General features: G+C 39.0%; 12 protein-coding genes and 1 pseudogene. 7 read left to right on the top strand and 6 right to left on the bottom strand.

The features are described 5' to 3' along the window. The first annotated feature begins 48 nt into the window (after positions 1–48). From adh to fosB, 5 genes are all read left to right on the top strand, one after another. Positions 49–1,569 (top strand): aldehyde dehydrogenase, encoded by a 1,521-nt coding sequence (gene adh / locus MHH33_RS17505; RefSeq protein WP_016428808.1) that lies wholly within the window; start codon positions 49–51, stop codon positions 1,567–1,569. An 18-nt stretch (positions 1,570–1,587) separates the two neighbouring features. Further along, complete coding sequence (locus MHH33_RS17500) at positions 1,588–1,953, top strand: DUF779 domain-containing protein (protein WP_016428807.1); 366 nt, start codon at positions 1,588–1,590, stop codon at positions 1,951–1,953. Between the two features lie 237 nt (positions 1,954–2,190). Continuing rightward, on the top strand, positions 2,191–2,397 hold the full coding sequence (locus MHH33_RS17495) for a hypothetical protein (RefSeq protein ID WP_016428806.1): 207 nt from the start codon (positions 2,191–2,193) through the stop codon (positions 2,395–2,397). Between the two features lie 24 nt (positions 2,398–2,421). After that, a complete protein-coding gene (locus tag MHH33_RS17490; RefSeq protein ID WP_016428805.1) occupies positions 2,422–3,189 on the top strand; it encodes an NUDIX hydrolase in 768 nt (255 codons plus the stop codon). Next, positions 3,186–3,599 carry a metallothiol transferase FosB gene (gene fosB / locus MHH33_RS17485; protein WP_016428804.1) on the top strand — a complete coding sequence of 138 codons (414 nt, stop codon included), beginning with the start codon at positions 3,186–3,188 and terminating at the stop codon, positions 3,597–3,599. The genes MHH33_RS17490 and fosB overlap by 4 nt, the downstream gene beginning before the upstream one ends. Positions 3,600–3,859: 260 nt before the next feature. Here the strand turns inward: fosB and MHH33_RS17480 are convergent, their stop codons facing one another. From MHH33_RS17480 to MHH33_RS17465, 4 genes are all read right to left on the bottom strand, one after another. Continuing rightward, complete coding sequence (locus MHH33_RS17480; protein WP_342542517.1) at positions 3,860–4,639, bottom strand: hypothetical protein; 780 nt, start codon at positions 4,637–4,639, stop codon at positions 3,860–3,862. 98 nt (positions 4,640–4,737) lie between these two features. After that, positions 4,738–5,235, bottom strand: coding sequence for an NUDIX domain-containing protein (locus MHH33_RS17475; protein WP_016428802.1), 498 nt, complete (start codon positions 5,233–5,235; stop codon positions 4,738–4,740). Between the two features lie 72 nt (positions 5,236–5,307). Then, a complete protein-coding gene (locus tag MHH33_RS17470; protein ID WP_081637813.1) occupies positions 5,308–5,478 on the bottom strand; it encodes a YciI family protein in 171 nt (56 codons plus the stop codon). Positions 5,479–5,625: 147 nt separating this feature from the next. After that, positions 5,626–5,937 carry an NUDIX domain-containing protein gene (locus MHH33_RS17465; RefSeq protein WP_342542516.1) on the bottom strand — a complete coding sequence of 104 codons (312 nt, stop codon included), beginning with the start codon at positions 5,935–5,937 and terminating at the stop codon, positions 5,626–5,628. 204 nt (positions 5,938–6,141) lie between these two features. Between MHH33_RS17465 and MHH33_RS17460 the strand changes: the two genes are divergently transcribed. Beyond that, complete coding sequence (locus MHH33_RS17460; RefSeq protein WP_342542515.1) at positions 6,142–6,792, top strand: hydrolase; 651 nt, start codon at positions 6,142–6,144, stop codon at positions 6,790–6,792. A 110-nt stretch (positions 6,793–6,902) separates the two neighbouring features. Further along, positions 6,903–7,697: a PhzF family phenazine biosynthesis protein gene (locus MHH33_RS17455; protein WP_342542514.1), complete on the top strand. Its 795-nt coding sequence runs from the start codon at positions 6,903–6,905 to the stop codon at positions 7,695–7,697. A gap of 271 nt (positions 7,698–7,968) precedes the next feature. Here the strand turns inward: MHH33_RS17455 and MHH33_RS17450 are convergent. Together MHH33_RS17450 and MHH33_RS17445 are read right to left on the bottom strand one after the other, a co-directional pair. After that, a pseudogene (locus MHH33_RS17450) lies at positions 7,969–8,150 on the bottom strand (cupin domain-containing protein); the annotation flags it as partial. 139 nt (positions 8,151–8,289) lie between these two features. Continuing rightward, a complete protein-coding gene (locus tag MHH33_RS17445) occupies positions 8,290–11,799 on the bottom strand; it encodes a S8 family serine peptidase (protein WP_342542513.1) in 3,510 nt (1,169 codons plus the stop codon). Positions 11,800–11,990 lie beyond the last annotated feature (191 nt).

Raw genomic sequence — 11,990 nt, 5'->3', positions numbered from 1 at the left:
AAGCGCATACAAATAATGAGTCGGCCAAATTAAAGGGGGAACTTGAGAATGGTATATGCATTTCCAAACACTGAGGGTTCAATTGTTACTTTTAAAGAGAAATATGATAACTATATTAACGGGCAATGGACTGCTCCTGTTAAAGGTGAATATTTTGATAACGTGACACCAGTTACGGGTAAAAGTTTCACTCAAGTTGCTCGCTCAACATCTGAAGACATTGAACTAGCATTAGACGCAGCACATGCAGCAAAAGACGCTTGGGGGAAAACGTCTGTAGCTGAACGTGCAAATATTTTAAATAAAATTGCGGATCGCATGGAAGAAAATTTAGAAGTGCTGGCTGTCGCAGAGACTTGGGATAACGGAAAAGCAGTACGTGAAACATTGAATGCTGACTTACCACTTGCGATCGATCATTTCCGTTATTTCGCTGGTGCCATTCGTGCGCAAGAAGGATCTTTAAGCCAAATCGATAACGATACAGTAGCGTATCATTTCCATGAGCCAATCGGTGTGGTTGGACAAATCATTCCTTGGAACTTCCCATTGTTAATGGCAGTTTGGAAGCTTGCTCCGGCACTTGCTGCAGGAAACTGTGTTGTGTTGAAACCAGCTGAGCAAACACCAGCTAGTATTCTAGTCTTTGCTGAACTAGTGGGCGATTTATTACCACCAGGTGTTATGAACATTGTAAATGGTTTCGGTTTGGAAGCTGGTAAGCCACTTGCATCGAATCCACGTATTGGCAAAGTTGCTTTCACTGGTGAAACAACTACAGGCCGTATGATCATGCAATACGCTTCACAAAACTTGATTCCGGTAACATTGGAACTTGGCGGAAAGTCACCGAACATTTTCTTCGAAGATATTATGGACCAAGACGATGCTTTCCTTGATAAAGCGGTAGAAGGCTTTGTATTATTCGCATTGAACCAAGGGGAAGTGTGTACATGTCCTTCACGTGCACTAGTCCAGGAATCTATCTATGATAAGTTCATGGAAAAAGTATTGGCTCGTGTTGAAGCAATCAAGACAGGGAACCCACTTGATCCGAATACGATGATGGGTGCACAAGCATCAAGTGAACAATTGGAAAAAATCTTGTCTTATTTGGATATCGGGAAACAAGAAGGCGCAGTATGCTTAATCGGTGGAGAGCGTAATAACATTGAAGGTGATTTCGCTGGTGGCTATTATGTGAAGCCAACTGTCTTCAAAGGGAATAACAAAATGCGTATTTTCCAAGAAGAAATCTTTGGACCGGTTGTTTCTGTAACAACGTTCAAAACGCAAGAAGAGGCACTTGAAATTGCAAACGATACTTTATATGGTCTAGGTGCTGGCGTATGGTCTCGTAACATGAACACAGCATACCGTTTCGGCCGTGCTATTCATGCGGGCCGAGTTTGGACAAACTGTTACCACGCGTACCCAGCACACGCTGCATTCGGTGGTTACAAAATGTCAGGTATCGGACGCGAAAACCATTTGATGATGTTAAACCATTACCAACAAACGAAAAACTTGTTAGTTAGCTACAACGAAAACAAATTAGGATTCTTTTGATAGAAAGGGGAATGACCAATGATTGAACGTGTCATCGCAACGGACGCTACGCTTGAACTAATCGAGTTGTTGAAAAGCAAGCATGGTCCCGTCATGTTCCACCAATCGGGAGGTTGCTGTGATGGGTCTGCACCGATGTGCTACCCGGAAGGTGATTTGATAGTGGGAGATCAAGATGTACTACTCGGTTCAATCGGCGACAGTCCCTTCTATATGCATAAGAGCCAATACGACTACTGGAAACATACTCAGTTAATTATTGATGTGGTAGACGGTCGAGGCGGCATGTTTTCACTGGAAGGCGTGGAAGGGAAAAGGTTTCTGACTAGATCTCGCGCGTTCACGGCTGAAGAGAATAAAGAAATTCAAGCAAGCTCAAATTAATAGTTTTTGAAAACCGTTATGTTTCGAGTGAAAACTTGAGGCATTGCGGTTTTTTTGTATTGACCGGAAGGGAAGAAACCCCTCGTGAAAAGGAACAAACCAAATTGAAAGGGAATAAATGCTGCGCAAGAGAATTAAAGGGGATTTCCTAGTGTTTGTAGAAAAGTTATGAAATAGATTTAACCCTAACTCATAAGAGACGGATAAAGTACAATCAACTAAAAGGAGTGATACGGGATGGGCTACATATTTTTAGCAATATTAATCGGTGTGATTGCTTGGACACTTTGGAGATTGGGAACTAAACGTCGCTTACCAATGAATCATTACATGCCATTTGATGATGCAATGGAAGGAAAGAAAGATGATAATAATGCGTCATCGCTTCACGATACAAAGCATGAGATTGAATATGAAGAAACCAAACCTAAAAAAGAAGATTAATCTTTAATTGAAAGCGGGTATCGTATGCTATTTCGAAGAAAAATGTACACCATTAAACCTGAAATGCTGGAGACGTTTAATCACTTTTTCCACACCTATTTATTGCCGAATCAATTAACGCATGGTGCACGTTTAATAGGGCGTTGGGTGAACGTGGATAAAACAGAAATTATGGCTATGTGGGGTTACCGTGACCGCGAGGATTTTGAGCGTGTGGATCAGGAGATTCGGGTTTCTGAACTTCATGAAACGGCACAAAACTTCCGAAAAACATTACCACCATTATTTGAGACAAGCTCTGAAGATTTTATGGAATGGACAGGTGATTATTCAACTCCGCGATATGTGGTGGCGGTCTCTGCTTTCATTCAAAATGAAGCGGGGGAAGTATTGTTGGTTCGAAATGGTCACAGATCCGATACATATGAAATGCCAGGGGGACGAGTTGAACCGGGTGAGAGTTTAAAAAAAGCCGTTGCAAGAGAAATATTTGAAGAAACGGGAATCCATGCGAAAATTGGGGACATGGTCGGCGTTTATCAAAATGTCACTAGCGGAGTTTTTTGTATTGTATATGCAGGGAAGGCGGTAGCAGGGACACCTACACCACAACCGGGCGAAACGATAGACGTTCAGTTTGTTGAATTGAATGAAACGAATATCAACGAATGGGTTACAAGAGAGCAATTTGCTACTCGTATTCATGATGCCATGAAACCTGGAAATGTCGCATACGAATCGTACGAAACAAAACCTTATCGTTTGCTTGAACGAGTGGATAGTAAGGAATGAAAATAAACCATTTGTTGTTTTCCGTTTCTGATTTGGAAAGTTCTATTAGATTTTATGAGGAAGTATTCGGAGCCAAGCTAATGATGAAAGGCAGAAAAACAGCGTATTTTGATTTGGAAGGATTATGGCTAGCACTAAACGAGGAAACCGACATTCCGCGAAATGAAATAAAGGAATCCTACACACATATGGCTTTCACAATTACCGAGGAAGAATATGAAGAAACTCTAGTCAGGCTGAACCAATTGAACGTTTCGATTTTGCCTGGCAGGGAGCGGGATGAGCGGGATAAAAAGTCCATTTACTTTGAAGACTTGGATGGACATAAGTTTGAATTTCACACGGGCACATTGCAGGATCGACTGGAGTATTACAAAAACGAGAAAGAACATATTGAGTTTTATGGCTAATCTTGAGAATGAGTTTTAGAAAGTAAAAAAGAAAGCTGAACATGGTTGGAATTTAATGTTCATGGGACTGAAGGAATTAGTTGAGACTGGAAAAGTTAGCTATACAGGATAAAAAACGTTTGAGCAATCAAAAGTAGTTTTAGAATACTTGAATAAGAACAAACAGGACGCTTTCTTTAGTAAGAAGGCGCCTGTTTTTTGACTTATGCTTGAGGGTGCTTTCACTTCACGGTAGCGTGTTAATCTTACTTAAGAACCGACTAATTCCCACTATAGTAAGGAGGCAATTGGCCTTTTTCACTATGTGCAGTCAAACTTCCTCGTTCAACTTTATAGGATATAGTATAAATACCTTCTCCAGCACGTTGACTCCAACGCCAACGTTCTGTAAAGGTAACTAGATAAATTTCCTTTCCGATTTCCTTTGCATTACTTTCTCTAGTCACTTGATAACCATTAATCTTGCCTTCCCACTGACCAACTTCTCTAGGAAAATGATCGATTATCGTTCCATCTCCAGAAGTTGCGAATTCTATGGCATCTCCTTTTGTAAAAGGGGGCAAGAGTGGCGAAGTAACATGGAAATATGCCCATACTATCAGAAGGGAGGCAAGGGGTAAGAGGAAAAACCATTTAATACTTTTACTTTCTGCCACTCTTTTATAAAACCATTTGTCTATCACCGCATATAACAAAGCAGCCAACATCCCAGCTAGAGCAAACTGTCTTTCTTGAAAAAACAACCCGTTCGCTAAGCCAAAAAGACTAAGGATTAACACATAGAGCCAATCGTGTTGTTTAAACCATTTCCGCTGAAAATGCTCCATCCCTACAGAAACCAAATTCCCGTAAATAAGAATGATAGCCCCGATGTACATAAAGAAAATAAGAAACCATCCGATGAAATGTTCCCCTTGGTTGTATATGGTTTCTATAGGTCCTTGTGTGCTGAGAATAGCGAGCAACAAAGAAGAAATTGTGGTGGCGACAAACGTTGTTACTAACTTTCTGAAAATAAGGCTTCCGATTTCGTTTTGCATAGACTCCTCCTGTCTGCAATTCCTCTTTATATATGTTCGTTTCTCTTTCCATCTAACATGATTATTCTCAGCCTTTCTTTTAAAGCCTCTTCATTAGTTCACTTAATTTCAAATGACAACGCTTTACGCAGAATGTCTGCATAAACTTCATGCCAATCTTCACAATGCAGGGTAACTTCAAAAGGCTGGATAAAAATCCTTTGAGCAGATTCGTAAATGGCATCAAACGGAAGTATGCGAGTAATATCCATTCGATACATGGCTTGATATCCTATTAAAGGATAGGGACTATTGCTATTCCAAGCTGGGTTTTCACTGTGGTTGACTTCAACATAGCCAAGGTACGTGCAATCTCCCTCAACACACGCTTCCTCCATCACTTCACGTTTCACGCATTCAAGTGGTGATTCATTTTGTTCAATATGCCCACCAGGAAAATTCCATCCGCGGTTTTTTATATCCACTAACAGCAATTTGTCTTGATGAAAGCAAAAAGCATGCACACTTGTTATTAATTCAGGTTGAGGCAGTGTGTAAGACGATATCCAGGTTAATTTTATTCGAGACTTCCCCCAGTTTACATAGGTCGTTGTCATGTTAAAATCCTCCGTTACTAGAGAATGTATTGATAATCCTATTAGATGTCATTTGAAGTAATTAATTTGTATTTACCTGAAAATACCTTCCAAAGGTTCCAAAGGGTGAACGACATAGGTGAATTTATTCTCAAGTACAGCAGGATCATTCTTTGCAATTTCTTCTGCATCTTTCAATTCATTAACATCCACTATTACCAAACCACCGGTATGGTCCATGAAGGGACCTGCTGATTGTTTCATCTCCTCTAATTGCTACAAAGACTATGTTTTAACGCTATCCAAATTTTTAAATCTACGTCATCTACAGGTCCTATATCACTAGACAAATCCCATAGAGTGATACATTCCATTTCGTCATTCGGAATAAAAGTAGTTAAGTTTGCAACTTTAAATAGGGTTGTATTTTATATGTTGTGAGTTCAGATTACGGATTTTGGCTAATCCTTGAAATTTTAAATTCGGCACCGTTTGTCCTGTTTCTTCAAACAATTCTCGGATGGCACATTCTTTAGCAGTTTCATTTATTTCTCTTTTACCTGCCGGCAACTCCCACCGTTTCCGAAATCGATTAAATGCAAAAAGCACATTATGATTAATTTGAATGATTGCATAGGATCCTGCCAATGGTTCATATGGATGTAATTCATCCTCATTTAAATGGAGGAACTCAATAAACTCTAATGAATGGTCAACCTCCATTCTTCATGCCTCCTTAATTCACGTAAGAAAAGGATTTAATTATTATTGTATTCGTCATCTAAAAACCAAATGCCTTCTTTTTCCATATTAAAGGAGATTGAAATTCCAGAGGAGAATAGAAAGGAGTGGGCAAGAAGTTTTCATTTTTGTAAGAAGAAAATCACTAAAAAAATGTGAAGGAAGGTTATTATGGGTTCAAGAATTATGCATAGTATTATAGCCTATAAGATTACTGAATCAGTTTCAATATCAGATAAAGCTTCATTTTTATTAGGAGGGATAGCACCAGATGCGGTGTCTCCTAAAGAGTTATCACATTTCTTTTCAGGCGAAGTAGATGATTATTCAAGAAATGTGGATTATGAAAATTTCATTGAAAAATACAGTTCTGTTAAAAATAATTCATTTATTTTAGGGTATTATTCACATCTCATCGCAGATGACTTGTGGTTAAAGGGGTTTTATTTACCGTGGTTAAAAAACAGAATGGAAAACGATAAAAATATTTTAAATCTGTATCATGGGGATTTTCAAACTCTAAATGGGTTGTTATTGGATTATTATGGAGTCGCAGATGGAATTAAAGAAATTTTCGATAGTAATGGTTCAGTTATCGAAATTGAAGAAGTACCCTCAAAAGACATTAATGACTTTATTCCATATGTTTTAGAAGATATGAACTATGAAAATACACACAGTAAACAACAATTAAACGTTTTTACTTTTGAGCAAATCATTGGATACATAGAGACATCAATTCAAAAAGGAATCATACATATAAAACCACTTCTAAGTTGCCGCGATACAACTAAAGGGCAGTTTAGTTCAATAAAAATCAATGATAAAATGATGTGAGTTACTAACGGTTGGGCTCTATGGCACAGTGTTTTTTGTTGCATGGATGGCTATCGGGGTAGGTTAATGAAAATAAATTTATATTAGTAACGAAGAATGAGGTGGGAGAGTTGAACAGAGTCACGTATTTTATCGTAAATGCATTTACTACAGATCTTTACAAGGGAAATCCCGCGGCAGTATGTTTACTAGATTCAACAATATCTGAGTTGACCATGCAAAAAATTGCTCAGGAGATACCCGTACCAACAACAGCTTTTGTCCAAAAAAAGGGGAATGATTTTTTTCTTAAATGGTTTACTCCAGAGATGGAAATTCCGATTTGTGGACATGGAACAATAGCCAGTGCTTTTATTGTTTGGCAACAAGCGATTTTACCCTTAGATTCTTCTATTACATTCCAGACTTTAAGCGGTCCTCTGCAAGCAAGATGGTGTAATGAACTGGTAGAAATAACAATTAAGAAGTACCAATTAGAAGAGATTGAATGTCCTTCAGAGCTTGAAGAATGGCTCGGTACGAAACCGAAATATGTAGGGAAAACAGATTTGGATTATATAGTGGAACTAAGTCACGAAGAATACATTGCAGATTTTGAACCTGATTTTTCTGCAATGAAACAGTTTCCTGTACGTGGTGTTTGTATCACGAGCATGTCTAATGAGGAGGGAATTGATATTGTCTCTAGATTTTTTTCTCCAGCACAGGGCATTGATGAAGACCATGTAAATGGTTCTACCCACGGTGCATTAGGACCTTACTGGTGTGAAAAGTTATCAATAGAAAGTATTGTCAGCAAACAGCTTTCAAAACGAGGTGGGTTATTATACGTAACACCAAAAGAAAAAGATGTTGCCATTGCAGGTACAGCGGTACGGATATTATGGGGTGAATTATTAATCTAAGTCTCTAATATAGAGCTAAAACAACTGAAAGGTAATAGCTTTTCTTCTTCAACTAACGGGGCAGTTTAGTTGAAGAAGAGAGATTTCTTAAAAGGTATTTTAATAAGGATTTGCAGAGTAGTATAAGGAGGTCAAATTCCTTTCGAGAAAAACACAAATAAAAACTCCTTGTGGTTATAATTTCCCCCAAGGAATTTATTTTTTTAGTAAAGCTCTGGGGTTGGATATTGAGTGTTGGTATATATCTAGATGGGACATCCTTTCAAGATTATCAGGTGGGTCCTACATAAGTGTTAGGTTTAACAGATGCGGTTACCTGTTTCCAAGATTTTCATTCATACCATAGGTATACGACATAATATTTGAAGGTGTAAAATTTAAAATGTTAGAACCCCAAATTACTTGAGGAGTGGGTGCATTAAAAATCGCCAAAAGATGTGTGTTATCAACTGCATTATTTGCGAATACAGCATATGAAACCCAGAGTTGGGGTACTTGGGGTACCATAATTAAGAAAAAATTTTCGAATCACTTTACAGAAAAAGCCGGCTCACTATAGTAATAGTGAGGCCGGCTCTTTTCGTATCTTTAATTATTGCTGCAATACAGTTACTGTTTGCGGACTTGTCGTTACTTTAAAGCCTTGCTTGTTTACTACTTCTGCTGAAACTGTATACGTACCGCTTGGAACATCCGCTTCTGGAGTCCATTTCAAGTGAATTTCATGCTCATTTTCAGCTACAATCGTGTCCACTACCTTGCCGTTTACATCTTTAACGTTTATTGTCCAGTTCACACGGTTACTGGCAAACGCATTAATTTGGGCAGGGGTGGTTGTGTTTACGTTGTTGTTTGGATACACGGAGAAATAACTTACAAGCATTTCTTCATTAATATAAGTAGGATCTCCCCAAACCGTATAGCTGTGGTTAAAAGCATGGTCTGCACCTAACACTACCACACTCTTCGGCTCTTCTTTTACTAGTACAGAAGTTTGTCCCGGCTGTAAGGATTCATACTTACCGTTATACCAGATGATTGCTGCGTTATATCCGCTACCGCCCTCGTTGTCCACTGCCTTGAAAGAAATTTCATATTGTCCTTCTTTTGGCTGCACTTGAATATCAGATACAACTGGGGCAACAGAATCAACACGGATTGGAAGCTTCACTTCTTGTGGCTTCGCATTTGGGTAATCTAGTGTTGTTTTAATAACAAAGTTGTATGTGCCATCCTTGACTGCTTGTCCTGCCTGGTCTTTTACGTCCCATAAATAACCACTATTCATATAATCACCGTATGCCATAACATTTTTACGGAACTTCCACGGTTTCCCAGTATATTCACTAAAATCGCCTAGGTCTTGAACCATTTTTCCTTGATCATTCTCCACGTACATTTCTGTCTTCTTTAAGTTGCGAAGTGCTGTAAATGTTGGGTATACACCTGGCAAGACAAAGTTTGGAGAAATGACAATTCGGTCCATATTAAAGGTTCCCGTATACGGGTCATATCCCAACGGGAATTGTGCTCCTTCATCGTTCCAAAGCACGGTATATCCTAAGAATGCATCTTTATCCCATGCAACAGGATCAATGTTCTGCGGCTGATCCCAATCTCCATAGTAGCCCATATACGGAACGGTTAACGGAACTGCCGCCTTGCTGTTTTTGCCTGTGGGCACTAGGCGAACAAATCCTTCAACAAACGTCCCTTCCTCCAAGCTTTCAGGTAATACAAGTTTTACGTCTAGGTTCTTTTCTTGACCCGGTTTAATCTTCAATTTCGCACCTTGTGTATGTGTCACTTTCTCGCCATTTATAGATGAAATAGCACCTTTTACATGCTTGCTTGTTAAAGTTAAATATTCTTTAGAATCCAATTTCCCGTCTTCGTCTAAGTCAAATTCTTTTGTTTCTTTTCCATCCGTCAAAACATCTACAAAGATCATGTATTCTAAATCTTTTACATCTACATTTTTTAAGGCTTCCACATTCAACTTGAAGTTCGTCCCTTTTTTATTAATCTCTTTTAACGCTACAGCTCCGGCTTGCTCTAACGGAGTATCCTTGCTTGTCACAATAACAGGTGTTTTAATTGCATTTTGAATTTTCATTAAGCCGGATCCTTGTACACGCGGTGAGTACGGTACTTCATTATTTGTGCGCGGATCTTGTACTACCTGCGCTGTATTCATCAATGCGATTTTTGCCGTTAGTGCTGTATTCTTTGAATGAGATAATCCTTTTTCATATAATGCTTGCATTAACAATGCCGAACCACCTGCAACATGAGGAGTTGCCATGGATGTTCCACTCATAACCTCATATTCATTGCCCGCAACAGTTGAATAAATGTTGCCACCCGGTGCTGAAAGCTCTGGTTTAAAGTCTAACGTATGCGGAGTTCCGACAGATGAAAAGTCGGAAATGGTATTATTATCAGGATTATCAAGCCAAATACCCTTTGTCATATTCATCTTAACAATTTGACCACTTGTAAGCTTTGTGATTAACGCATCTCCTGCAACCTTACTTGTTGTAGCAGCTGGAGTAGATAGATAGCTGAAATTTAGATATGGGAAATCTGCCATTGTGGTTGGCGGTACTAGAATAACTGCTTTCGCACCATTCTTCTTTGCTTCCACTTGAATATAAGAATAAAATGCATAGGGTACTTGCGGTTTCGCAACTACTATTTTGCCTGCGACGTCTTTTCCAGCGAAGTCTGCCTTTCTTCCTTCCCCTACATACACCATTTCATAGCTCTCAGTAGGTGTTAGTACTCTGGAGAGTTTAAAATTAAATTGCGTTTGGTCTTGGTACGGAAGCTGTAAACCGTTTTCTTCTGCAAGCGTGGTTTTATGCATTTTTGTGTTTTCATAGGAAGCAACAGATAACGCATAGGGGCTTACTCCTGGTTCTCCAACTGTTCCAATATCCGGATTCTCAGCATATGGTTTTTCGGAAGAAGGCAAGAGATTATTTTTTGTGCTGTAAGCAGCGTTACCACCTGCTACAACAACTAGCGTGCCTTGTTCAGTTGCTTGACGAATTGCTTTTTGAATTGGGTCGTTCTCTTCGCCAACAAATCCCGCGTCAGAACCTAAGCTCATGTTGATAACATCGGCGCTTAATGTTACCGCGTGCTCGATACCTGCGATGATATCATCTTCATAAGCTCCACCCCCATTATCGGAGAAAACTTTTTCTGCCAACAACTGCACACCTGGTGCAACCCCTTGTACTCCATCGTTTGCTTCATCACCATTAGCTCCTACAGTTCCTGCAACATGCATACCATGTGAACTTCCATATTGACCGCGTGGAATTACGTCTGTATCTTTATCAGCCCAGTCATAACCTGTCGGAACTTTGTCGCTGTACCATACTTCGTTTACTGCTGTTTCTGCGAGTTCCCCTTGAATGTTCTCTTGCGTCCACTTCTCTTTTTCCTTTCCTTTTTTTGTCAACGTCATATCTTTATGAGTATAGTCTAGTCCGGAGTCGACAATCGCAACAAGCAATCCTTCTCCTTCATATCCGTATTGTTCCCATACCTTTTGTGCTTGTACCAATTCTTTGCTTGCCCCCATAGATGGTTGGAACGTCCTTGCGATATGCACGTTTATAACACCTGGAGTTGCCTGAATTTCTTTTACATTACTAAACTCCGTTTCCATACTAAAGCCGTTAAAGCTTTCATAGAATCGATGATTTACTTTAGAAGCTGAATTTTCCTTAGAAATTTGTGCAATTACTTGATCTTGTTTTTGTTTATACTTCGTCTTTTTGTTTTGGACAGATTTTTCCAATATTATTGGCTGCTCTACCTCCACAATCAAGCGCACCTTTTCATCCGGCTTATACGGTTTAGCTAAGCCGTCTTTTTTCAAATTCTTGTATCCAAGCCTATCAGCTGCTTCTATAGCAGCTTGGTTTTGTTCATCTTGGAAAATTTGCAATCCTTGCTTCGCAATCTCCTCTATATTTGGAGAGGAAACCGAATTATTCTGTGGCCCTTCCGCAAACACTGTTGTCGTTAACAACATCGCAGCCAAAGTCGTCGTTGCAAATACCTTGTACGGAAATTTTCTTCTCATTTTTTACCCTTCCCCCTTTTTTTTAATGAAACAAAAAATACTTACTTCTCAATTTTTTAATAGTTTTAAAATTAAGAATATTTCAATATAATTGTATTATTCGCCTAATAGGAAGTAAATGAGGGTAATTAGTTAGGAATAAATAGGGATTTACTTATGAAATTTTAATTAAATTATGTAAAATAATTATT

This window comes from Paenisporosarcina sp. FSL H8-0542 (assembly GCF_038632915.1).
GTDB lineage: Bacteria > Bacillota > Bacilli > Bacillales_A > Planococcaceae > Paenisporosarcina.
Note: the sequence above shows the minus strand (reverse complement) of the source record. Positions and strands in the feature narration are given on the sequence as shown.